General features: G+C 62.4%; 20 protein-coding genes. 7 read left to right on the top strand and 13 right to left on the bottom strand.

All coding sequences use genetic code 11. The annotated features are described in order from the left end of the window. Positions 1–12: 12 nt before the first annotated feature. The 5 genes from NTZ26_01220 to NTZ26_01200 all read right to left on the bottom strand — a co-directional run bounded on the left by NTZ26_01220 (position 13) and on the right by NTZ26_01200 (position 5151). The gene (locus NTZ26_01220; protein ID MCX6559110.1) at positions 13–2022 is read right to left on the bottom strand and encodes a hypothetical protein; all 2010 of its coding nucleotides are present in this window, start codon (positions 2020–2022) and stop codon (positions 13–15) included. A 2-nt stretch (positions 2023–2024) separates the two neighbouring features. Continuing rightward, on the bottom strand, positions 2025–2654 hold the full coding sequence (locus NTZ26_01215) for a hypothetical protein (GenBank protein MCX6559109.1): 630 nt from the start codon (positions 2652–2654) through the stop codon (positions 2025–2027). 118 nt (positions 2655–2772) lie between these two features. Further along, positions 2773–3294 (bottom strand): DUF3795 domain-containing protein, encoded by a 522-nt coding sequence (locus NTZ26_01210; protein MCX6559108.1) that lies wholly within the window; start codon positions 3292–3294, stop codon positions 2773–2775. A 79-nt stretch (positions 3295–3373) separates the two neighbouring features. Next, positions 3374–3976, bottom strand: coding sequence for a DUF998 domain-containing protein (locus NTZ26_01205; protein MCX6559107.1), 603 nt, complete (start codon positions 3974–3976; stop codon positions 3374–3376). Then, complete coding sequence (locus tag NTZ26_01200; GenBank protein ID MCX6559106.1) at positions 3973–5151, bottom strand: alpha/beta hydrolase-fold protein; 1179 nt, start codon at positions 5149–5151, stop codon at positions 3973–3975. The genes NTZ26_01205 and NTZ26_01200 overlap by 4 nt, the downstream gene beginning before the upstream one ends. 222 nt (positions 5152–5373) lie before the next feature. Between NTZ26_01200 and NTZ26_01195 the strand changes: the two genes are divergently transcribed. Beyond that, a complete protein-coding gene (locus NTZ26_01195) occupies positions 5374–6303 on the top strand; it encodes a helix-turn-helix transcriptional regulator (GenBank protein MCX6559105.1) in 930 nt (309 codons plus the stop codon). 66 nt (positions 6304–6369) lie between these two features. Here NTZ26_01195 and tsaD read toward each other — a convergent pair whose 3' ends face one another. Next, complete coding sequence (tsaD, locus tag NTZ26_01190) at positions 6370–7437, bottom strand: tRNA (adenosine(37)-N6)-threonylcarbamoyltransferase complex transferase subunit TsaD (protein ID MCX6559104.1); 1068 nt, start codon at positions 7435–7437, stop codon at positions 6370–6372. Positions 7438–7636: 199 nt separating this feature from the next. On the opposite strand from tsaD, the gene NTZ26_01185 reads away from it, so the two are divergent. Next, entirely contained in the window at positions 7637–8473 is an 837-nt protein-coding gene (locus tag NTZ26_01185) for a hypothetical protein (protein ID MCX6559103.1), read from the top strand. A 9-nt stretch (positions 8474–8482) separates the two neighbouring features. Here the strand turns inward: NTZ26_01185 and mtnA are convergent, their stop codons facing one another. From mtnA to NTZ26_01160, 5 genes are all read right to left on the bottom strand, one after another. Beyond that, positions 8483–9511 (bottom strand): S-methyl-5-thioribose-1-phosphate isomerase, encoded by a 1029-nt coding sequence (gene mtnA, locus NTZ26_01180; GenBank protein MCX6559102.1) that lies wholly within the window; start codon positions 9509–9511, stop codon positions 8483–8485. A gap of 377 nt (positions 9512–9888) precedes the next feature. After that, positions 9889–11679: a translation elongation factor 4 gene (gene lepA, locus NTZ26_01175; GenBank protein MCX6559101.1), complete on the bottom strand. Its 1791-nt coding sequence runs from the start codon at positions 11677–11679 to the stop codon at positions 9889–9891. Between the two features lie 37 nt (positions 11680–11716). Beyond that, positions 11717–13201 (bottom strand): hypothetical protein, encoded by a 1485-nt coding sequence (locus NTZ26_01170; GenBank protein ID MCX6559100.1) that lies wholly within the window; start codon positions 13199–13201, stop codon positions 11717–11719. Between the two features lie 4 nt (positions 13202–13205). Beyond that, a complete protein-coding gene (locus NTZ26_01165) occupies positions 13206–15182 on the bottom strand; it encodes an aminotransferase class I/II-fold pyridoxal phosphate-dependent enzyme (GenBank protein MCX6559099.1) in 1977 nt (658 codons plus the stop codon). A 110-nt stretch (positions 15183–15292) separates the two neighbouring features. Beyond that, positions 15293–15658 carry a helix-turn-helix transcriptional regulator gene (locus NTZ26_01160; protein MCX6559098.1) on the bottom strand — a complete coding sequence of 122 codons (366 nt, stop codon included), beginning with the start codon at positions 15656–15658 and terminating at the stop codon, positions 15293–15295. Positions 15659–15796: 138 nt separating this feature from the next. Between NTZ26_01160 and NTZ26_01155 the strand changes: the two genes are divergently transcribed. Continuing rightward, complete coding sequence (locus NTZ26_01155) at positions 15797–16078, top strand: type II toxin-antitoxin system RelE/ParE family toxin (GenBank protein MCX6559097.1); 282 nt, start codon at positions 15797–15799, stop codon at positions 16076–16078. A gap of 13 nt (positions 16079–16091) precedes the next feature. Continuing rightward, entirely contained in the window at positions 16092–16409 is a 318-nt protein-coding gene (locus tag NTZ26_01150; protein ID MCX6559096.1) for a HigA family addiction module antitoxin, read from the top strand. A gap of 105 nt (positions 16410–16514) precedes the next feature. Here the strand turns inward: NTZ26_01150 and NTZ26_01145 are convergent, their stop codons facing one another. Both NTZ26_01145 and NTZ26_01140 read right to left on the bottom strand, forming a co-directional pair. Beyond that, complete coding sequence (locus NTZ26_01145; GenBank protein MCX6559095.1) at positions 16515–18689, bottom strand: M28 family peptidase; 2175 nt, start codon at positions 18687–18689, stop codon at positions 16515–16517. Positions 18690–18719: 30 nt separating this feature from the next. After that, positions 18720–19967, bottom strand: a complete 1248-nt coding sequence (locus tag NTZ26_01140) for a Xaa-Pro peptidase family protein (GenBank protein ID MCX6559094.1) — start codon at positions 19965–19967, stop codon at positions 18720–18722. Between the two features lie 377 nt (positions 19968–20344). Here NTZ26_01140 and tatA point away from each other — a divergent pair, with 377 nt between their 5' ends. Genes tatA through NTZ26_01125 form a run of 3 tightly spaced genes read left to right on the top strand, consistent with a single transcriptional unit; the run spans position 20345 to position 22646 of the window. Further along, on the top strand, positions 20345–20533 hold the full coding sequence (gene tatA, locus NTZ26_01135) for a twin-arginine translocase TatA/TatE family subunit (protein ID MCX6559093.1): 189 nt from the start codon (positions 20345–20347) through the stop codon (positions 20531–20533). Then, positions 20533–21708 carry a class I SAM-dependent methyltransferase gene (locus NTZ26_01130; GenBank protein MCX6559092.1) on the top strand — a complete coding sequence of 392 codons (1176 nt, stop codon included), beginning with the start codon at positions 20533–20535 and terminating at the stop codon, positions 21706–21708. Before tatA ends, NTZ26_01130 begins: the two co-directional genes overlap by 1 nt. A gap of 2 nt (positions 21709–21710) precedes the next feature. Next, on the top strand, positions 21711–22646 hold the full coding sequence (locus NTZ26_01125; protein MCX6559091.1) for an ROK family protein: 936 nt from the start codon (positions 21711–21713) through the stop codon (positions 22644–22646). Positions 22647–22652 lie beyond the last annotated feature (6 nt).

Genomic DNA, 22652 nt, shown 5'->3' with positions numbered 1-22652 from the left:
TAGGGCGTCTTTTTAGCCATGATTGGCTCGTAAACGCTCGATAATCCGCGCCGAAGCCCAATAGATATCCATCGACCGGCCCCGGACTTCCCGGGTCAAAAAGAGATATTTCCCGTCGGGGGTCACGCGCGGACCGTACTCGTCGGCGGCCGTATTGATTTCCGGACCCATGTTCACGGGAGCCGTCCACAAGCCGTCCGTCTTCCGAAAGCTGATCCACAAATCCCACCCGCCCTTTCCGCCCGGCCGCGTCTGCGAGATGAAGATCAGATAGCTTTCGTCGGGAGCCATATACGGCTCGCTTTCCTTGGGGCCGGTCTTGATGACGCCCCCCAGGCTATCGACCCGGGCATTCGCGTGATCGATCAGCCGGGCCTGGTACAGCTCGGAACCTCCGATCCCGCCGCCGCGAGAAGAATGAAAATACAAAGTTCCGTCGTTCGTCACGCAGGCGGACCCGTCATCCGCGGCGGAATTGATCGGGGCGGGAAGCCTGACCGGATCGGACCATGCGGTTTCCGCAACCCGCTCGACCATCCAGAGATCGATCGCCGCCGCGGAAGAGGGCGGCCGGTTGGAAGCGAAGAACAACTGCTTCCCGTCGGGAGACAGGGACGATTCCCAATTGATGGAGGAGCCTGCCGAAAAAGGAGCTTTTTCGGGTTTGCTCCAAACCCCATCCTTGAGTCTTGTATAAAGAATCTCCCCCGCCGTCCAAGCCGCATTCACGACTGAGAAAAACAGCTCCCGGCCGTCCGCGGAAAACGTCGGGTAGGCTTCAAGCCTGTCTTCCAGGGAGACGATTCCCGGGGCAAATACTTCAAGCGTGTCCCCGGGAGGTTTTTGCCCCAGATACGCTCCTTTGACTTGGCCATCGCCCGTCGCGCCGGTCGACTTTAGCGGCTCCGCCGGTTTTGGGGCCAGAGACGAGGCCTTCGCGCGAAACCGATCTAAAACGGACATCTTCACCCAATAGAGCTTGGCCTGCTGGCCGTCGTGCCGGGCAAAGAACAGAAAGCGCCCGTCCGGAGAAAAAGAAGGCGCGTATTCATTGGCAGGCGTGTTGAACCCCTCGCCGAGACTGACGGGTACGGTCCAGCCATTGGGCCCATCTCTGAAGCTCACATAAAGATCCATGCCGCCGCGCCCCTCCGGGCGAACGGTCCCGAACACCAGAAAGCGCCCGTCGGGAGCGATGCAGGGATCCCCATTATAGTATTTAGCGTTCACCGGGGCTCCGAGATTTTCCGCCGGCGCGGTCGGTTCCGCCCCCGGGCGAACTCGATAGATGTCCAATGCGCCAATCCCGTTGGGGCGGTCGGAGCAGAAGTACGCCGTTCCATCCGCCGTCTGCGAATAAAAGAACTCCGTATGATCGGAGTTGATGGGGGGAGGAAGGCGCTTGGGTTCACTCCATCCATTTAGCGTCCGCTCGGTCACCCAGAAGTCCCTTTTGTTCGTAACGGACTGCGTCTGCCGATTAGAGGTGAAGGTGATTTTGCCGCCGTCCCGGGAAAAGAATGGCTCGTGATTGATCCATTGCGGATCGGCGAAAGCCGGTATCGCCGGCTCGCTCCAGGTGTCCCCGACTTTTCGGCTGCCATAGATTTTCGGGTGCGCATAGGCGGCGTCCGTCACGGTGAAGAAGCACTCGTTGCCGTCCGGAGCGAACGCGATGCGGGCGACGAAACCGAAGCGGGCCGAAAGAAATTCGGGGGCGAACAATTCCGGGATCTCCCCCGGCAGCCGCTGGCCGAAGTAAGGCCCTTTGGGTAAGGGAGCCGCCGTTGAAGCCGAAGGGGTCGATTGCGGCCCGGATAGAGTCAAACCGCTCCTGTTCCCCTTCATGCCCGCTTCCGCAAAACCAGGGTCAAGGTAGACGAGGGCAAGTCCCGCAAAAACAACGGCAATCACGCCTGTATTCCAAAGCCGGCGGTTTTTGGGCGAGTTACTGAATTCCTTATTAGCCATGATACGCAGGAGTCCTTTTTTTTGAAAATTGAGTATCTGAACGGTGCGCATATTTAAAAATTAAGGCCGAAGTGCAATCCAGGCTCAAAGAGAAAGAACCTATTCCACTTGGCGTCTTTTGCCGCAAAGCTTGGCGGCACGTTTGTGCTGACAGGCCAAAATGTGGCAGCGATGGACGGCTCCAAGAAAAATCTATTCTTGAATAAGGGAATTTGAAACCCGATGCGGAGCGTCGAAAACAGCTGAAATCCCTTCTGGATGGTTTTATCGTCCATATCCCGATAGATTCTTTTGAACGGGATGACCTGCAGGGACGCGTACAAGCCCTTCCACAAGAATCTCTGATACGTCATGCCGATGCCATATTCGCGAATGCTTCCCGGGTAATTTTCGCCGGCATCTCCCCAAGACGGCCCGTAAGGAATTCCCAAAGGAGCCTTGTAGGTCCAGGTGATGGCCTCCAGCGAAATGACGTCTTTAGACGTGATCCGATACCCGATATTCAGCTGGTAGAAGGAAGGAGGATCGGGAGCCAAATTGCCCAAAACAAAAGCCGAGCTGCCGACAAAGCACTTGTCGGAAGGGCTTGCGTCTTTGGACGGCGGCTGGGCGAACATGGTGCCCAGGGACAGAAAACCGAGCGTGAAAATTAGAATTGTTTTTGGCAGACTTGCGGATTTCACTGTTATTCTCCTAAATTGACGCTTCGTCACTCTGATGCCGTTCGTTTTCATCTTATGACGCCCAACGGCGGACGGCGAGCACGAGTTCAAATGCGAATTGACGATCTCTATATCTTGACTAGCGAGCCTTGCCTCCCTTGATCACCGCGCCCGGCTGGGTCCGGTAGCGGGCCTGGATATATTTCGTGGAGGCATATTGCTGCGGCCACTTTTTCCAGTATTCCTTATCGCAGGCGTCCAGGTTCGCGCACTGGACGCAGGATTCCACACCGTTGGCCAAGGCGCATTGGCGGACCGGGCACGTGTCCATGCCGACTTTTTTGGGCTTGTCCCCCGGCTTGCACGTGTAGCAGACGACCTTGTCCGGATCGAAATCGAAGCCGAATTTCTTCTTCATCTCCTGTCGTTCGTACAGGGTCTTCTTCATCTGGACGTCGTTTTCCTGCGTGGCTTTGTACAGCGGGCAGATCTTGACGCAGGGGATGCCGCAATAGGACAGCGGCGCCAGATCGATGGGCTTCGGGCTTTGCAGGCCTTCCTCGGCCGGCAGAAGCCGATGGCAGGCCAGAAGCGCGCAGCAGGTTCCGCCCATCTTCGCGCAATCCTTCAAAAAACGACGCCGACTTTTTTGCAATTCCATGATGATCTCCTTTATGGTTTGGCTTTCGCCCGGGCGGCTAATTCCATCGGCAGTATCGAGTTGAGGATGACGACGATTTTCATGGCCTTCCCGCCTCGATCCGCTGATTCTCGAGAGCCCGGCGGAAGGCCCGGCTTAAATAGACGAACCAGATCGCCCAGCCGGCGTGAAAGAAGCGTTGCTTCAATCCGGGATAGGAGGCCAGGATGTCGGGGAAATAGGCCAAAAAGCCCAGGGCCATGATCAGGAGGCTTAAGACCGACATCCACCGGATATTCGCCGCCAGCCGGTTCTTCGGCCATAAAATGAGGCCCAGGAGAGGCGATAAGAGCAGCAAGAACACGGGGCTGCCCATGATCTGGTGCATGCGCAAGGGCAGCGGGAACATCGCCGCGCCGGCGATGGAAACCGAGAAAGCAAACATCGGCCAAACAGGCCAGACGCTCAATTGGAGCCGCCGGCAGGCGCCGAGAAGCCAGGCGATGAAGAGGATACTCAAGAACGAGCTGAGAACGAGACCCGCCGCAAACAGATATTGCGAATTCGTGCCGATCGTCCCCAGTTCGCTGACCTGCCTGGAAAGATGATTGTAGTTTCCCTGGACCAGCCCGCAGAGGACCGTCGTAGTGAAAAAAACGACCGGAACGGCGGTTCCGGCATCAAGCCAATGTCTTTCTCTCATTTGGAATCGAGCTCTTTCCGCTTGGCCGTCGCGGCGGCGTGCCCCGGCGCGATGATCAAGGCCCGATCGTAGCATTCGCGGGCCTTGGCCGTTTGGCCGCTCTGCCGGTAGGCATCGCCCAGAGCCACCTGGGCCTCGGCCGAGCGGGGATAAAGATCCGCCCTGTAGCGCAGGACCTCGACGGCCCGGAGCTCTTTCTTTTCACCCAACAGGCTCCGGCCCAGTATCGCCAGATCGTCCTCGGGGAGCTTGCCCGGAACGCCAAACTTGGCGGCCCGCCGTTCCGCCTGTTTCCGGATCTCGTCAAATGTGGCGTCAGTGAAAGGGAGATCGATCTTCCATCCTTCGAAGAGAGCGCTCAGCCCCTGCCGCAACGAATCGACCGGCACGTGGCCTCCGTTCTCGACGACCAGGAAACGGCCGATCAAATCGGGGGGCGCCTGGGTATCGATCGCTTCCTTCAGCGCCCCATTTTGGCTTAAGACCGTGGGCAGGTCATTCTCACCCATGACCACCACCAACCGGCGCCGGCCGCCCTTGAAGCCTTGGATCCATTCGTCCCTTTTGGCCCTGAACAAGGGTATGGACAGCGTGGCGCTGGCGGCGATGTAGGCGTCGGCCGTATCGGGATTGCGAAACAGGGCATAGACGGTGGTGAATCCGGTGTTGGACGTGCCGTAGAGGACCCGGAACTTTTCAGTCCGATAATTTTTGTCGATGTGGGGGATCAGCTCCTCGCGGATAAAATCCAGGTATTGGCCGGCCCGGCCCCCGTCCTTGCTGCCGTCGCGGTAAGTGACGACCTCGGGGAAGATGTCCTTCGAGCGGTCGGTGTTCTTGATGCCGACCATGATGAACTCGGGCATCTGCCCCATGAGGGCGGCAAAACGAACGCCTCCGATAATGCCGGAGCTGAAGTTGAAATCCGCGTCCATCATATAGAGCACGGGATACCTCTCGCCGGAATCGGCATAGCCATCAGGCAGGGAGACCCAGAATTCCCGGGTCTCTCCGACTTTGGCCGAAGCGATTTTTTCGACCCGGACGGCCTGGATGGGCTGGCCCCCCGCTTCCGACCCGTCGGCGGAGGCGGTCGGCTCTCCGAAGCTGATCCCGGCCAGGAACAGGAGCAGGATCGTCAGGAAGATGAGCAGCGTTGATCTCGGGAAAGTCATAATTACCTCGTTTTCCGGTTCGTTCGCGGTCACCTGATCGGTGACGTCACGGAATCATACGCAAGGGAGCCGGAAATAGACATCGGGAAACCGCATGAATTCGCCGAATCATCCCTGTTCCCGACCCCCGAGAGCGTTATTGCCCCGGGGAGGCGGTTGAAATATAATCCCCGCCTCCCGTGAGAAGGAGTTTCTCTCCTGAAACACTACAATGTCCTGTCCGTGTTCATCGTCCTGATGGTCGGAGTGTGGTCTATACTCATCTTCCACCAGAAGTCGCGGCGATTCCCCGACGCCCGCCTCCGGGACCTCCTGTATTACTTGATCTTTTACAACATCATAGAGCTCGAAGTCTTTTTGCTGGTCTACTTCGACAGCAATCTGACCCCCCAGCAATCGGCAAGCTTTTTTTCCTGGTTCAAGGGGGTCGATTGGCCGCTCCGCACCCTGCTGATCCTGGGCCTGTATGTCTCTCTATATAAAACGATTGCCTGGCTGCGGGGGAAGAAGCTTTCGAAATGGCTCCTGCCGGGCCTGGGCCTTTTTACGGCCGCCTTGATGCTTCTTTTCTTTTTGGACATGCGCTCCCCAGGCTTTCTGCCCCGCAGCCCCTATATCAATTTTTGGAATCTGTTCATCTGGCCCCTGAACCTGATAGCCGCGATCTGGCTGATCCGGATGTTGGCGGAAAACAAGGCGGGACCCGACCCAGACCGCCGGCGGGCCAATCGGGCTTTCGCCTGGCTGTTCCTCCTTCGCATCCCTGTTTATCTGGCGATCGTGATGTTGAATCCGGGCCCGCTCAATTATTGGAATATCACCGCCGTCAGGCTATTGGCCCTTTATACCAATCTCATCCCCCTGTTTTGGTTGCAGGCCTATTTCATCCCCTGGGCCGGCAGCCTGGGCAAGATCATCGGCGCCGGCGTCGTCATGCCGTCCCTGCAGAAGAAGCACGGGCTGTCCGCCCGCGAGATGGAGATTCTGATCCTGATGATCGACGGCAAGAGCTACAAGCAGATGGAGGAGGCGCTGCACATCTCCATCCACACCGTCAAAAGCCACGCCTACAGCCTGTACCGGAAATTGAAAGTGAACAACCGCCACCAGCTGATCCACCTGGTCAGCACGTCGCAGAAAGAAGGTGTTTAGCCTCCCGTGGGCTGTCCGGACGGAGAATAGACCCTCAGCAAACCCCGGAACCCTCTTACCGCTGATTTAACGGATAAACTTTTCCGCCGCCGGTCGGCGCGGATAGGCGTCCAGCTCGAGGGCGGAGGGGATTGGTTCCCCCGCCGCAAGCTTGGTCAGGGCCAGGGCGCCGACCATGGCCGCGTTGTCTGTGCAGAGCTTGCCGGAGGGCACAGCCCAGACCAGCCCGTGCGAGCGGGCCGTCTCCTCGAAGCGCGTCCGCAGGCGCTTGTTGCGCGCCACTCCACCGCAAAGGATGAGCGATTTCGGCTCAACCCGGTCGGCCGCCCGCATCAAGTTGTCGAGAAGGGCTTTCGTCACGGCCGCCTCGAAGCTGGCCAGGAAATCCGGCAGGCGGGGATGATTCTTGTCTAGGCCGCTCTCGCGGACATGGCGGATAGCGGCCGTCTTAAGGCCGCTGAAGCTGAAGTCGAGGCTGCGGTCGGTCATCCGCGGCAGGACGAAAGCGAAGGCCTTGGGGTCGCCCGGCTCGGCCAGCTTCTGGATGATCGGCCCGCCGGGATAGCCAAGGTCGAGGAACTTAGCGATCTTGTCCAGGGCTTCGCCGGCCGCGTCATCCCGCGTCCGGCCGAGAAGCTCGAGGTGCAGGCGCTCGCGCAGGAGGAAGAGCGAGGTGTGGCCGCCCGAGACGATCAGGGCCAAAGCCGGCAGCGGGGTTGCGGGATGCTCCAGGAAAGCCGCCTCGATATGGGCCTGGACGTGATCGACGCCGATGAGCGGCTTGCCGAAGACATAGGCCAGGCCCTTAGCGAAGGAAACGCCTACGAGAAGCGACCCGATCAGGCCGGGGCCCTGGGTGACGGCGAAGGCATCGATATCCGCCGCAGTCAAACCGGCCTGGGCCAGGCTTTCGGCAACGACCGGGGCGATCGATTTGAGGTGCTGGCGCGAGGCCAGCTCGGGCACGACGCCGCCGTAGGGGGCGTGGATCTCGTCCTGGGAGAGGACGATGTTGGAGAGGATGCGTATTTCGCTGCCCTCCAAGACGCAGGCGGACGTCTCACACTCACGGTCGGCTTCACCGCCAGGGGCGGTTCCGCCGCCCCTGAGTACGAGACTTCGGCCGCTATCCAAGACGTTAGCCGGTGTTTCGCACTCGTCGCCGGCTACGCCACCGCCGAGTGTGATCCGCCCTCGGCCTTCTAAGACGGCCGAGGCCGTCTCATCGCACGATGTCTCGATGGCTAATATGCGCATACCAATAAATCCAGAAGCATTATACCCGATTTATGCCGGGCCCCGATTTTCTTATAATAGGCTCAGGAGAGACGCCATGAAGCGATCAACGGCGATTGCAGCGATGGTTTTTTGGCTGGCAGCCGGGACGGCGCAGGCCCAGGTCAGCCTGAGCTTCAAGCTGACCGGGGGCTTCGCCTATCTCGGCGGAGGCGACCTGAACAAGGGGCTCCAAGGCTGGTCCGACCTCTGGGACTACGCCTACGACGTCCCTTGGATCGGCGCCATGGGCGGATACGAACCCGTACACCTGGGGGCGGACTATGGAGCCGAGATCCTGATCGGGATCGGCTCCCATTTTCGGATCGGCCTGGGGGCGGGCAGGCTCGCTGCTTCCAAATCATCCTCCCTCGACCTCGTCCAGGAGACGGGCACCGATAAAGAGACTTGGAACCCGAAGATCGAGGCGGTCCCCTTCTCCCTGAACGCCTATTACGTGCTGCCGGCCGGTCAGATCAACATGATGTTTCATCTGGGCGCCGCTTATTACAAAGCCCGCTATACCGACACTCAACACGTCTTCTTCGCCGCGAATTACGAAGATACGTATGAACTGACGGGAAACGGGATCGGCTTCCAAGGCGGCCTCGGCTTCGATATCCCGTTGACCCAATGGCTGGGCTTTCTGGTCGAGGTCGACGCCCGCTACGCTCCGATCGGCGGCTTCAAGGGCGATTACGTCCGCCGGGCGGAAGGTTCGACCACCTCGATCAACGGCAAGCTATGGCTCTGCGAGACAGCGGAATTTCCCCATTTTCCACTTCTGCTGGTGGCGGAGACCCAGCCTTTCGGGTCGGCGTTCGGCAGCGTCACGGAAGCGAAAATGGAGTTCAGCGGGGTCAGCCTGACGGCCGGATTTATAATCCGGCTTTAGGACCGCCGTTCATCCGATCCAAGGCTGAAGCGACGCTTCGTATGGCGGGCTCGCGATCCCCCGTTCCGTAATGATGGCCGAAATATAACGGGCCGGCGTGACGTCGAAAGCCGGGTTGCGGACGACCGCGTCGGGCGGCACGATCAGGCGGCCGTTGATCTCGCGGACTTCGGCCGCCGGCCGCTCCTCGATCGGGATCAGGCCGCCGTGGGCCAGGCTGAAATCAAAAGTGCTTAGGGGGGCCGCGACCGTGAACGGGACCCCGTTCTCGCGGCACAGCACGGCCACGGAATACGTCCCGATCTTGTTGGCTGTGTCTCCGTTGCGGGCGATGCGATCGGCCCCGACTACGGCGAATTGCACTTCGCCCTTGTGGATCAGCCAGCCGGCCATGTTGTCGGTGATGACATGGTACGGGATCCCCAGCTTGCCCAACTCCCAGGCCGTGAGCCGAGCGCCTTGCAGGAAAGGGCGCGTCTCGTCGGCCAGAACGCGGATCTTCTTGCCCGCCTCCCAGGCCGCGCGAATGACGCCGACCGCCGTCCCGTAGCCCGCCGTGGCCAGCCCGCCCGCGTTGCAGTGGGTCAGGATGGTCGCCCCGTCGGGAACGAGGACGGCGCCGTTCTCGCCGATGCGGCGGCAGATGGCCTCGTCCTCGCGCTCGATCTCTTTGGCTTCTTCAAGGAAGCGCTCCTGCAGTGCGGCCAAAGCGAGGTCGCGATTCGCATCAAATACTTTTCGCATCCGTTCCAGGGCCCAGAAGAGGTTGCGGGCCGTCGGCCGCGTCCGCCATAGCCGGGCTTGGATTCGATCGACCTCGGCCGCAACATCGGCTCCTGGCTTGAGCCGCAAGACGCCGAGGGCAAAGCCGTAGGCCGCAGCCACGCCGATGGCCGGAGCTCCTCGAATGACCATCGTCTCGATGGCCTCGGCCACCCGGTCTTCGTCGGCCAGCTCGAGGTAGATTTCCTGGAGCGGCAGTCGCCGCTGGTCGATCATCACGACCTTGCCGTCTTTCCATTCGATCGTCGGATGCATGAGCGTTCTCCGTTCTTTTCCTGTGCCTTATTATACGGAACTCGACCGCGTCGTCCCAGCCCGTAAAAAGCATTCTGGCTTCTTTAAAAGTTAAGTCGGGTTTTTGGTTAGAGGCGAGGGGTATGCCCGCCCAAACCCGCTCCGTTTACAGCCCGATGAGGCCTAATCAGTCCTCTCTGGATTTTCAGTTGTCTTCTGCTTCAAAGAGAAGCAATTTGAGCATTGGAGTGAGGGCAATTGGGGGGCCAAAACCATCGGCGAGGAAGCGGGCACGGACCGGCCCCGCAGGGGACGGGAGCGACCGAGCCGGCCGGAGCGAGCTCCCTCGCCGGGGGAGCGAGCGTTTTTGGCCCCCCATTGCCCGAGCCCCTCTTTTCTTACTTCACTTCAAGAATGGCCAGGAAGGCTTCCTGCGGGATTTCGACCCGGCCGACGGTCCGCATCCGCTTCTTGCCCGCCTTCTGCTTCTCCAACAACTTCATCTTGCGGGTGTAGTCCCCGCCGTAGAGCTTGGCCAGGACGTCCTTACGGAACGGCTTGACGGTCTCGCGGGCGATGATCCGGCTGCCCAGCGCCGCCTGCAGGGCCACCTCATATTGCTGGCGCGGAATAGCCTTGCGCATCCGTTCGACCAGGGCCCGGCCGAAGGTGTAAGCCTTGTCGGTGTGGACGATGACCGAGAGCTCGTCGACCTGCTCCCGGTTGATCAGGATGTCGAGCTTCACGAGTGGGCCGGCCCGGTAGCCGGACAGCTCGTAATCGAGCGAGGCGTAGCCCTGGGAGCAGCTCTTAAGCTGGTTGAAGAAGTCGAAGACGACCTCGTTGAGCGGCAGAAAGTATTGGAGAAGCACGCGCTGGGGGCTGATGTACTCCATCTTCTTCTGCTCGCCGCGGCGGCCTTCCAAAAGGGCCAGAATGGCGCCGATGTATCGATCGGGCGTCAGGATCATGGCCTCGATGATCGGCTCCTCGATGGACTCGATCTCCTGCGGCGGCGGCAGCTCCGAGGGTATGCGGACTTCCTTCATCTGGCCCGATTTCGTTTTCACCCGGTAGCCGACGCTGGGCGCGGTCGTCAGCAGGGTCAGGCCGAACTCGCGCTCCAGGCGCTCCTGGATGATCTCGCGATGGAGCAGGCCCAGGAAGCCGCAACGGAAGCCCTGGCCGAGGGCCAGCGACGCTTCGGGCTCATAATAGAAGGAGGCGTCGTTGAGCCGCAGCTTCTCCATCGCGTCGCGCAGCTCCTCGATTCGGGTGTCCCCGGCCGGAAAGAGGCCGCAGAAGACCATCGGCTTGGCTTCCTTGAACCCGGGAAACGGTGCGGCCGTCGGCTGGTGGCGAAGGGTCACGGTATCGCCGATCCGAGCGTGGCTTAAGGTCTTGATGCCGGCGATGAGATAGCCGACCTCGCCGGCCCCGAGGCGGTCCTGCTTGACCGGCTTGGGCGTCAGGTAGCCCAGCTCCTCGACCTCGTAGTCGGCCCCGATGCCCATCAGCGTGATCGCGTCGCCAACCCGGATCTCGCCGTCGAAGACGCGGATGAGAACGATGACGCCACGGAACGTGTCGTACCAGGAATCGAAAAGCAGAGCCTTGAGGGGCGCCTCCGGATCGCCTTGCGGCGGCGGGACGCGCTCGACCACGGCCTCCAGGACGTCGATCACGTTGAGGCCGGTCTTGGCGCTGGTCATCAGGGCCTCATCCCGGTCCAGCCCGACGATGTGCTCGAGCTGTTCCAGGGCCGCCTCGACGTCGGCGGAGGGCAGGTCGATCTTGTTGATGACCGGGATCAGGGTTAGGTTGTTCTGCATGGCCAGGTAGGAATTGGCCAGGGTCTGGGCCTCCACCCCCTGCGAGGCATCGATGACCAGCAGGGCGCCCTCGCACGCTTTCATGCTGCGGGAGACTTCATAAGAGAAGTCGACGTGGCCGGGGGTGTCGATCAGGTTGAGTGCGTACTCGTTGCCGTCCTTGGCGACATAACGCAGGCGGGCCGTCTGGGCCTTGATGGTGATGCCGCGCTCGCGCTCGAGGTCCATGGTATCGAGGGTCTGGGCCCGCATGTCGCGCGAAGAGACGGCTCCGGTCATTTCCAGGAACCGGTCGGCCAGGGTTGACTTGCCGTGGTCGATGTGGGCGATGATGGAGAAGTTGCGGATGTTGTTCATGAAGGGCGCAGTATGATGGCAGAAATGGGAGCCTCGGTCAAACCCTCGACGGCCGGGCCAGGAGAAGATGCGCGGCCAGCAGGACCAGCGCCGGGACGGCCAGTGAAGCGGCCAATCCATAGCCGAGCCCGAGCAGGAGGAAACCGAGCGCAGCCGCCGACAGCCCGGCCAGGCTCTGGGGCAGCATGGTTTTAATGTGATAGAGCGGTGGAATGGAGCAGGCGATCCCGGTCATGACGGCCTTTTCGGAGTACGGGATGAGATGCTCACCCGCCACGGCGCCGGTGATGACGGCACCGGACAGGATCGGGATCAGGCCGGGCTGGGCTTGGCCCAGGCTGAAGGCGACCGGGAGCACGAGGCTCATGGCGCCCCAGGAAAATCCCGTCGCCACCGTGATCAAGGCGGCCAGTAGGAAAGCGAGCGCCGGCAGGACTGCCGGAGCGAGCCACGGCCCGATTTTTCCGGCTAAAAACATCCCCGTTCCCAAATCCACTGCCTGGCGGGAGAGAGACGTGGCCAGGAGCATGATGAGGGAGACTTCGATCATGGCCATCATGCCCCGGTGGAAGCTCTTGCGAATGTGGAGATGGGACAGCACGCCGTCCCGCCATAGGAAAGCCGCGCCGACGACGAGGGCGGCCAGTGTCGCCGCGATCAGCCCCTCGATCGGATAGGCATGCCGCAGGATCGCCTCCAAAGTCAGGGGCTCTCCCGCCCGCCGGGCAAAGAACATTCCCGTCCCGATCAGGCTCGACAGCGCCCCACCGACCAGGACGACAAGCGGCACCACGGCGTGACGGGCGCGGGCCCCTTCGCCCTCGACGTCCTCGTCCGGGCGAGCCGGGAAAGACCGCTTGTCCAGCCGGCCGCCGAACCAGCGCCCGGTCCAGGCCACGATCAGGGTCAGCCCAACGGCCAGGAAGGTGTAGAGATGATACGGCAAGGCTTTCAGGAAGAGTATTGTTGCCGGCGCTTCGCGCCCGACCGAGATCGCGGCGCGGGCCAATTCCGAGCTTTCGAAGGCTGACCAGGTCGAAAGAAGCGCCGAGCTGGCCAGGATGGCGACGACATCCACAATATAGGCCAGCAGCGCAGGGCTGACCCGGAGACGGTCCAAGATCGGCCGCATGGCCGAGCCGCTGATCAGGACATTGGCGTAATCGTCGAAAAAGAGCCCGGCCGAAAGCCCCCAGGCGGCCATCCGCCCCTTGCGGGGCGTGTCCAGGCGCCGCGACAGGCGGTGGGCCAGCGCGGCGTAGGCGCCGCTGGCGCCGATCATCTCCAGCAGGCCGCCGACGAGGAGCAGGAAGATGACGATCTTGAGCTTGTCCACGTCCACGAGCCCGGCTTTGAGGGAACTCCAAAAAAACCCGGCGCTGGGCCCAATGTGAGCTTGGCCCAAGATCAGGGCTCCCACCAGAATGCCCAGGGTCAGGGCCAGGGTCAGCCGGCGGATGAAGACCGCGGCCAGAATAGTGACCAGGGCCGGGAGGAGAACGAGCAAGCCGGGATCGGTCATGGCATCACGCGAAGCAGTTGTCGCTTATCTTGTGGCCTTGGCCCGACAGCTCGCGTTCTTCATCCGCGGTGATGACGCTCAACAGACCGTCATGCAGGCCGTGGATCTCGACGCCGTAATCGCGGTAGGCCATCAACGCGTCGACGATCTCGCGGCTGACGAGCTGGCCGGGGACAAGCAGCGGGATGCCCGGCGGGTAAGGCACGACCATCGCAGTGGCCACCCGTCCCGCGGCGTCGCGCAGGGGGATCTTCTCGCCGTCGCAGTAGAAGGCGAAGCGCGGCCGATACTTGATCGGCGAGAGCTCGAGCCGAAACTCGCGCAGGGCCTTGACGCTGTCGGCCTCGCGCCGGCTGCCGCTCAGCCGCTCGATGTTCTCCAGGGCGATAAACAGACGGTTGAGCTTGCTGGTCGTGGCCCCGATCGTGATCAGCACGGTCAGGGTGTTAAAGGTACTCTTCTCGATCTGGATATTATGCTTGTTCAGGAGGATGTGCTCGATCTCATGCGAGTCGTAGCCCGACCCGGAGACGTCGATCGTCAGCTTGGTCCGGTCCAGGCGGATGTTGTCGCCGCGGACCTCGTCGGCAACGAGGTCTTCCAAGCCGAGGATCCGGAACTTCTCCAGGCTGTTGATCGAGCGGCGCAGCGAGTCGGAAAGATCGAGAATCCGCTGCAACATGCCGAAGCCTTCCATGGCCATCTGCCGCCGGGCCACGTCCAGGCTGGCGATCATCGGGTACTGGGGGCTGGTGCTGGCGTGCATGTTGAAGTTCTCGCGGAAGAAGCCCTCGATCCGCTCGAAGTCGGGGTCCTGGACATGGATCATGGAGGCTTGGCTGAAAGCGCTCATGGTCTTGTGGGTGCTCTGGGTGGCGTAGTCCGCGCCGGCGGCCATGGCCGAGGGGTAGAAGGCCGGGTGGAAGCCGGCGTAGCCGAACCAGGCTTCGTCCACGATGACCTTGATGCCGCGCCGGTGGGCTTCCTCGACGACGGCCTTGATGTCGTACATCAGTCCGTCGTAAGTGCAGTTGGTCAGGATCAGGGCCTTGACCTTTTTGCCCGCCGCCAGCGCCTGGTCCATGGCCCGGATGATGGCCGCCTTGGGGACGGGCCCGAAGATGCCGTACTTGTTATTGATGCTCGGCTTCAGATAGATGGGCTCGGCCCCGGCGATGACGACCCCGTAGTGGACGCTCTTGTGGCAGTTGCGGTCGAGCAGAATGGCCTCGCCCGGCTTAAGCAAGGTCTGGATCAAAACTTTATTGGCCGTGCTCGTGCCGTTGGTGGAGAAGTAGGTATAGCGGGCGTTGAAGGCCCGGGCGGCCAGGTCCTGGGCTTCCTTGATGACGCCCTTGGGGTCGAGCAAGGAGTCCAGCTCGGGGACGGAGACCGAAAGGTCGGATTGAAAGAGATGAGGGCCGAAAAATCTATAGAACTCGCCGGCCGATAGGCTGTTTTTGACGGAATCCCCGCCCGAGTGGCCGGGAGTATGCCAGGCGTCGCGGGCCTGTAGGGCGTACTCGCGCAGCTTATCGAAAAAGGGCGCCCGGTCCTTGGAGCTGATGATCTCGGCTTGGATTTTCTTGGCGATGTCGTCGTAGTCCTGGTCGGGCTTGTAGAAATAGCTGTTGGTGTAGCCCCCGGCACTGAACAGGGTGCAGTCCCGCTCAGCGGTGAAAAGAAAAATATTGACCTCGAAGCGTAGGGCCAGAATCCGTTTGAACAGATCCACGCCCTCGACGAGTTCGGCCGATTTCCGGGCCAGCGGCAGCCGCCACTCGGTCAACACGGCGTGAATGCCGCCGTCCCGCCGCAGCTCGGTCTCGGCCTCTTCCCAGGTGCCGACACCGACGGCTTTGAAGCCGCGGCTTCGGAGCTCCCGCAGCTCACCCTTAAGATCCTTCGGTTTGGGCGTCATCACCAGGACGCGGTAAGCGGACGGGCGATCCGAGGGACAGGGGCAGGGTTGGGCGGACATGGTCGTGAATCCTTATGGGCGGGTTTCGGGGATAGTCCCCATTCCAGGCCAGCCGCGGCCCGCCGGGGCTGAAAACCGTTGATTATAATACCAGATCGGGCGAAGGCCGTCTAGCCTTTGCTCTTCACGGCCTTGGCCGGCCCATAAGCCAATTGCTCCTCACGGATTTGGAGAGTGGATCCGAACCGCTTAGCCATGGCCGCCGAGAGCGACCGCTTGCCTCTCTCATAATCGCTGACCATATTCTGTCGGATTTCGAGCTTGCCGGCCAATTCGCCCTGGGTCAGACCGGCTTTCAAACGGGCTCCGGCCAGGAGGTTGCCGACCCGGTTCTTCTCCATTTCCTTCCAGAACTCGGTCGATTCGATGGGGGCAAGCGCCTCTTCATCGTCGGAAGCCAAGACGGAAATCTCGTATTTCTTCCGCAGCCAGTTCACGATTTCCGCGGCTTTCTCGCCCTGGATCGACAGCTCCACACGAGGTTTTTTTATTACTGCCAGCATCATCCACCGTGGAGAACTATTAATCCGAGGTTCTCCTCGATTTTTTAGGGTCTTCTTGGAAGCCAGATACGGACTGTTGACAATACTAACGCGTCGCGCTACTATTCCCACATGCCGATCCAGTCGTTCAGCTGCGGCGATACGCAAAGACTCTTCGAAGGCAAACGCATCCGGCGGTTCGTGAACATCGAGCGGGTGGCCATGCGGAAGCTAGCCATGCTGAATCGAGCCGGCAGACTCGATGATCTCCGGGTGCCGCCGGGTAACGCCTTGGAAGCCTTGAAGGGCAGCCGGGCCGGGCAGCACAGCATTCGGATTAACGACCAATTCCGCCTGTGCTTCGTATGGATGGCTGGAGGTCCGAAGGACGTCGAGATCGTGGATTACCACTAATGGAGACAACATCATGCGCAAAGTCCCGTACCCTCATCCCGGCGAAATCCTGATTGAAGAATTCTTGAAGCCGCTGGGCATCACCCAATACCGGCTGGCCAAGGAAATCGGCGTGCCGCAGCGGCGCATCGGCGAGATCGTAGCCGGCAAGCGCGCCATCACGACCGATACGGGCCTTCGTTTATCGCAGTTTTTTGGTATGTCGGACGGATTCTGGATCGGACTGCAACTGGACTTCGATGCGGCCAGGGCCAAGGATGTGCTGGCCAAGACACTAGCCAAGATCAAGCCTTGGGCTCGGGGAGAGCTCCGTCCGAACGCTCCGGCCTGAGAGCTGGTGTTTCCCCATTAATATTTGTTACAAAAAAAGGGGCGTCTCCCCTCCCCTGCTCGGGAGAAGGGAGACGCCCCTGGTTGGTCTAAAACGGGCGGCGGCTTAGAACTCGACCAGCCCGGCCAGCTTGAGGATCATGAGGTAGTTCATGATCCCGTTGAGAGTGGACTTGCGCTGGGCCTGGCCATCCAGAAGGGTCCGGATTTCCAGGACCGAGCGCTTGCCGTTGACCAGCAGCTGCAGCTCGGCCGGGTTGGACAGCTCGGACGCATAGGCGTACTTGGCCTTCTCGGTCGCCGGCACCTGATCGATGTACTTCCTGTAGCCGGTGTAGCCTTCGGCCGTGACCTTGGCCGTCGGCCGCGGCACGATCTTGGCCGCCTTCTTTTCCTCATCCGTGAGCTTCAGGACGACGGGGGCGGTCCCAAACCGCTTGGCGGCCGCATCCATATGGGCCTGCAGGGCGGCCAGCTCGGCGGCGCCGAGGGAGTCGACCGTGGCCTTCATCTTGCCGACATAGCTTCCCACGGCGGTCTTGTCCGTCGCCAGCTCCATGACGGAGTCGAGAGTGTCCTTCTCGTTGAGGACGGCCGCTTCGACGAAGGACCGGGCGGATTTGTAGGCCGCGGCCAGCCCGGCGGCGTCGGCCGCGTTCAAGGCTTCCAGCCCGACCACCATCTGGTGGCCCAGGCGACGGGCGGCGTTGCTGCCGATCTCGCCGGCCAGCTTGACGGCCTGGGCGTCGTCGGCCGTGGCGACCGTGTAGGCGCCCGCGGCGCCGATCAGCGAAGCCCGCTTCATCTGGGTGGCGTCGGACTTGTCGGCCGTGTCGCCGCTCGTGTGATACCAGCGGTCGGGCCAGGCGATCATCATGATCCCGGGAACGCCCACGCCCCAGTCGTTGAAAACTTCGTGGTCGGAGGCGCCGTAGTGGGTCTCGATCGAGTACCAGAACGGCTCGTCGGCCCCGAACGGGGCGACAATGCGGACCGGAACCTTGAAGGCGGTGCTGCGGTTCTGGATGCGCTCGCGGTTGCCCTCTCCGACGTAGCGGTAGATGTTTTCCATGACGTCGTTGATGTAATGGGGGTTGCCGTAAGTCGTGCGCATCAAGCAGAAGAACGACTGGTTCTTGCTCAGCCATTCCCCGACCATGTCCATGTTGATGTTGCAGAGGGTCTTGGCCATCAGGTCCTTGTGCTCGCCGACCCACTTGCCGATGCCGGCGAACTCGGGGCCCCAGACCCAGCGGATGGTCCGCTTGGGCGCGGGCAGGCGGCCGTCGTCGATGAGGGTCTTGAGGATGCGGGCCGCTTCCAGGATGGCCGCGGAGCCCGAAGTATTGTCGTTGGCGCCCTGCTTGGAGATGCCCTCAAAGCTGTGGGCCGAGAAGATGATCTCGCCGGCCTTGGGATCGGTGCCCGGAATAGCGCAGGTCACCACTTCCATGTTGTACTTGACCTGTTTGGCGACGATTTTGACCTTGACGCTGATCTTCTCGTTTGCGGCCAGACGCTGCTTGAGAATTTCGCCCTCGCGGACGGGCAATTGGAACCCGAACTTGGGCGCGGGCGGCGGAGGGGGAGGGGTCGCGGCCGGCTGGGCGGCGGCGCCGCCCCGTTGGCCGCCGCGCATGCCGCCGCCGACTTGGGCCCAGCCCATTTCGGTCAGATCGCTGCTGCCGCGCGACGGCGTGACGGCCACGATGCCCAGGGCGCCCTTCTGGTTGCAGGCGATGTTGTAGACCTGGCCCATCGAGCCCTCGGTGACTACGATCTTACCCTCGACCTTGGCCGCCTCGATCTCAGCCGGCGTGCCTCGGCCGACCCAGACCAGATCGGCCGTGAGGTCGGTGTTGGCGCTGCCCGCGGCCAGCTGGACGATGTTGTCCTCGATCGACGCGATCTTGCGCAGGCCGGGCTTGACCTCCCAGATCGAGCCCTGGCTGACGTCCCAGGTCTCGCCGGCGGGGTACTTGATCAGCTCGGCGTTGGTGAAGCCCCAGCGCTTGAGCCGGATCATCATGGCTTCGGACTCCCACAGCGTGCCGGCCCATTCCTCGGGCTGACGGTCGCGCATGTAGGCGGCGATGTCCTGGATCGTGGCCAGGGCGGCTTCGCCAGACGCCTCGCCCACGATCAGGTCCATCTGGGCCTTGGGCAGCAGCGTCCAGTACAGCCAAGGCGTGTGCTGGGCCGCCGCGCTGCCGGTGAAGACGATCAGGGCCGCCCCGCCGAGAACGGCGAGCGCGACCATGCCGATGAGAAAACGCTTCATGGAGAGCCTCCTAAAGGATATTGATAATTGTCATTCGGCGCCGAAAGCCTGCTCCAGGGAGACAGCTTCCATGCCGCCCAAATGCCTGGCGCCGTCCTCGGTGACGACCATGCAGTCCTCGGTCCGGATGCCGAACTCGCCGTAGATGTAGACGCCCGGCTCGTTGGAGAAGGTCATGCCCGGCTCAAGCTTGAGGGCGTTGCCCTTGACCAGATAGGGGTACTCGTGGCCTTCCAGCCCGATGCCGTGTCCGACCCGGTGGGCGAAATGTTTGTAGCCCGGGCCATACCCCGCATCCTCGATGACCTTGCGGGCGGCGGCATCCACGGATTCGCAGGTGGCGCCGGGACGGGCGGCCTTGAGCGCCGCGGCCTGGGACTTGCGGACGATGTCCCAGACCTTGACCATCTTGTCGCTCGCCTTACCGAAGACGACCGTCCGGGTAACGTCGGAGCTGTATCCCTCGACCCGGCAGCCGCCGTCGACCATGATGAGGGTGCCGTCCTGGACGGTGCGGGGAACGCGCGAACCGTGAGGAAAGGCCGTGTTCGGCCCGAACTGCGGCCCGCCGCCGCCGCTTGCGCCCAACCGGGTATGGGCGGCCGCGATAGCCGCGGACAGGTCGCGCGGCGTCATGCCCTCGCGGATTTGGCGGAAGCCCTCCCGGAAGGCGATCTTGGTGATCTTATTGGCCAGGTCGAGATAGGCGATTTCCTTGGCCGTCTTGGTCCCCCGGCAGCCGTCGGTGACGACGGCGCCGTCGGCCAGCTCGATCCCGGCCGCGTCGCGCTGCAGCCCGTAGACCTGAAAGGCGCTCAAGTTCGGGGCCAGGCCGAGCCGACGGCCGCCCAGATCGCGAACGATGCCGCCGATCAGGGCATACGGGCTCTCGTGCTCTTCCCAGACCCGGACCGAGTCGCCCGCCGGGAGGCTCTCTTTGGCCCGCTCCAGCTCGAAGGCCGGGCAGACCCAGATCGGCCTCCCCTTGCGGTTGAGGACGGCGCCGAAAGTTCTTTCGCTGGTGCCCCAGCTCACGGTAGTGAAGTAGCTGAGATTCGTCCCGCCCCCCAAGAACACGGCTTCAAGACGGTTCGCGGCCATGAGAACCCGGGCCCGCTCCAGGCGAGCCTCGTAATCCTCCGGACCGAGCGGTTTAATCCCGGCCGTCATGTTCTCGAGCCCCGCTCCGGCAATGGCCTGACCGTCGGCCGTCTTCAGAAACGAAGGCAGCGCCAGCGAGAGACCGCCCAGCTTCAGGAAATCGCGACGATTGAACATGGGCGCCTCCAGGCGAATGAGCGGGGATTCCGGGCCATCAAGGCCCGGGGGGAAGAGAATGCAAAAAATCCGGTCACTATTTGAAAACTTATATCACCCGCCCCTGGCGAAGTCAAACCGATCGCCGGGGAAGCCTCCCGGCGGCGGTTTCATTGACTTTTGCCTCCCTTACGAGTACCTTTATCGGGGTTAAAAGCCATGCTTTGTCATGGCGAGCGCCCCAGGGGTGCGCGGCCGGCTCATCTTCCCGGGGAGAACGAGGTTGCCGCCGGGCCTTTGGCCCGTCGCAAAGACAAATCGGGTCTTTTTTTTAAGCCTGTTCGGGCGATTTAGACGTCCAGCCGGCCCGGAGAACCCGTAAGGAGGCCGATATGTTTCTGTTCGGAACGCTTGGTCCGCAGGAACTGATTCTCATCCTGCTCATCGTGGTCATCATCTTCGGCGCCAAAAAGCTTCCCGACCTCGGCAAGTCCCTGGGCGAAGGCATCAAGAACTTCAAGGGCTCGGTCAGCGGCAAGGACAACAACAAAGACGACGACAAGACCACTCCCCCTTCCAAGGACTGATGCAACGGACGATCGAGAAGCTGGCCGGTGATCGGCGCCGGCTAGAGGAACGTTTCCAACAGCAAGTCGATTCCCTCAAGGCCGCGGCCCGTGCCATGGCGGCCTTGGAAGGCCGTTTTTCCGCCGCCGGCGAGGCGTCCGGCCGCAAGAGCGGCCTCTTCGCCGCAAAACCGTCCGCCGACTCCGCCGCCCTCGGCTCAGCCCTGGCCGAAGGGACGCGGCTGGCGGCGGGGCTGGCCGATTCGACGGCCGCTCTTCTGGAGACCGTCAACGCCCTCTCCGATGTCCGGGACAAGGAGTGGGACGCCCTGGGCAATAACCACTTGAGCGCTCTCGTGCAGGGCTTGGAAAGCCGGGTCGAACGCCTGGCCGCCGCCTCCGAGGACGCCGTTTCGCTGAGCCGGACGTTTGTCCTTCTGCAGGACCAGCTAGGGCGGCTGCTGGCCTCGCTCCAGGAAAAGCACCTGCCCACCCCGGCCGAGGTCGGGGCCGTGCTAGAGCCGATCCGGGACTGGCGCTACACCCGCTTCGAGAACCGCCACCGGGGCTCGCGCGAGGAGATCCGCAGCCAGCTCGAGCGTTACCTCGAATACTTTAAAGCCGGCGGCGAGATTCTCGATCTGGGATGCGGCCGCGGCGAGTTTCTGGAGCTTCTCCGCGACCGCGGCTTCCGGGGCACGGGTGTCGACCTCAACGCCCAAATGGTCGAATCCTGCCGCGGCCAAGGCCTGCAGGCCGAGCGGGGCGATCTGCTGGACACGCTGGCCGGCCGGGCCGACGCCTCGCTGGACGGAATCTTCTCCGCCCAGGTTATCGAGCATCTTCCCGCGGCCGCGCTGGAGCGCCTGGTCGAGCTGGCCCAAGCCAAGCTCGCTCCCGGCGGTGTCGTCATCCTCGAGACGATCAACCCGACCTCGGTCTACGCCCTTGTCCACGCCTTCTACGCCGACCTGTCGCATCGCTTCCCCGTCCATCCCGAAGCCCTGCGCTTCCTGCTGGACGCCGCCGGCTTCGAGAAGACGGAGATCCTCTACTCCGGCCGGATCGAGCCCGAGCGCCTGGACCCCGTCCCGGGGACCGGCGACGCCGGCCTGGCGCTCAACCAGGACATCGACAAGCTCAACCGCCTGTTGTTCGGCGCTCCCAACTACGCCGCCGTGGCGCGGAAGAGCTGACTATGGCCGTCTTCGCCGGATTCGACCTCGGGGGCACGAGGCTCAAGTGCGGACTGGTCGATGAGCGAGGCGGGCTCCTGTACAAGACGCAGGAGCCGACGCCCGCCACCGCCGACGGGTTCTTCGCCCTGGTCGAATCGATGTGGGCCGGGTTGCGGCAGCGGGCCGGGGAGCCGATCCGGGCCGCCGGCTTCGGCCTGCCCGGAATCTTCGATCTGGCCAGCCGCCGCATCCTGGAATCCCCCCACACCGGCGGCCTCGACGGCATCGAGATCGAGGCGGTCCTGGAGCGGCTCCTGGGCGTGCCCGTCCGGGCCGACAACGACGCCAACCTGGCCGCTTTCGGCGAATGGCGGCACGGCGCCGGACGCGGGGTCGCGAACCTGATCCTATTGACAATCGGGACAGGGATCGGGGCCGGGATCATCGCGGACGGAAAGCTCCTTCGGGGAGCACGCGGCTACGCCGGGGAAGTCGGCCATATGTCGATCCGCCCCGACGGCGAGCCCTGCGCCTGCGGCGGGCGCGGCTGCCTGGAGACCGAGGCATCGGCGCGGGCGATCATCCGCCGGTATCGGGAAGCCGCGGGGGCCGACGGACCGCTCACGGCCGAGGAAATCCAAGCTCTTGCGACCGCCGGGGACGATAAGGCCCGTATGGCCATTGCAGAATCGGCTCGCTGCTTGGGCCTCGGACTCGGCATCCTGATCAACCTCCTTAACCCGGAAAAAATCCTTCTCGGGGGAGGCGTTCTGGGCGCCGGGGACGACATCATCCGGCCGGCAGCCGAGGAAGCCTCCAGAAGAAGTTTTAAAAATGCATATAAGGCCTGCCGAATCGAGCGGGCCGCCCTGGCCAACGAGGCCGGGATTATCGGCGCAGCCGCCTGGGCCGCCGAGCCGGCGGCTGGAATAGATTCAAGTCGAGGCAACGATTGAGAGCCG

Source organism: Candidatus Aminicenantes bacterium, assembly GCA_026393855.1.
Classification (GTDB): Bacteria; Acidobacteriota; Aminicenantia; order Aminicenantales; family UBA4085; genus UBA4085.
The sequence above is the reverse complement of the archived record's forward strand: the minus strand, read 5'-3'. Positions and strand labels throughout refer to the sequence as shown.

Coding starts and splice junctions, on each gene's coding strand:
- NTZ26_01170 (MCX6559100.1), bottom strand. CDS start 13,201: ATGACCGATCCCGGCTTGCTCGTTCTCCTCCCGGCCCTGGTCACTATT.
- NTZ26_01210 (MCX6559108.1), bottom strand. CDS start 3,294: ATGGAATTGCAAAAAAGTCGGCGTCGTTTTTTGAAGGATTGCGCGAAG.
- NTZ26_01130 (MCX6559092.1), top strand. CDS start 20,533: ATGCAACGGACGATCGAGAAGCTGGCCGGTGATCGGCGCCGGCTAGAG.
- NTZ26_01220 (MCX6559110.1), bottom strand. CDS start 2,022: ATGCGCACCGTTCAGATACTCAATTTTCAAAAAAAAGGACTCCTGCGT.
- mtnA (MCX6559102.1), bottom strand. CDS start 9,511: ATGCATCCGACGATCGAATGGAAAGACGGCAAGGTCGTGATGATCGAC.
- lepA (MCX6559101.1), bottom strand. CDS start 11,679: ATGAACAACATCCGCAACTTCTCCATCATCGCCCACATCGACCACGGC.
- NTZ26_01145 (MCX6559095.1), bottom strand. CDS start 18,689: ATGAAGCGTTTTCTCATCGGCATGGTCGCGCTCGCCGTTCTCGGCGGG.
- NTZ26_01125 (MCX6559091.1), top strand. CDS start 21,711: ATGGCCGTCTTCGCCGGATTCGACCTCGGGGGCACGAGGCTCAAGTGC.
- NTZ26_01205 (MCX6559107.1), bottom strand. CDS start 3,976: ATGAGAGAAAGACATTGGCTTGATGCCGGAACCGCCGTTCCGGTCGTT.
- NTZ26_01185 (MCX6559103.1), top strand. CDS start 7,637: ATGAAGCGATCAACGGCGATTGCAGCGATGGTTTTTTGGCTGGCAGCC.
- NTZ26_01200 (MCX6559106.1), bottom strand. CDS start 5,151: ATGACTTTCCCGAGATCAACGCTGCTCATCTTCCTGACGATCCTGCTC.
- NTZ26_01150 (MCX6559096.1), top strand. CDS start 16,092: ATGCGCAAAGTCCCGTACCCTCATCCCGGCGAAATCCTGATTGAAGAA.
- NTZ26_01165 (MCX6559099.1), bottom strand. CDS start 15,182: ATGTCCGCCCAACCCTGCCCCTGTCCCTCGGATCGCCCGTCCGCTTAC.
- NTZ26_01140 (MCX6559094.1), bottom strand. CDS start 19,967: ATGTTCAATCGTCGCGATTTCCTGAAGCTGGGCGGTCTCTCGCTGGCG.
- NTZ26_01155 (MCX6559097.1), top strand. CDS start 15,797: ATGCCGATCCAGTCGTTCAGCTGCGGCGATACGCAAAGACTCTTCGAA.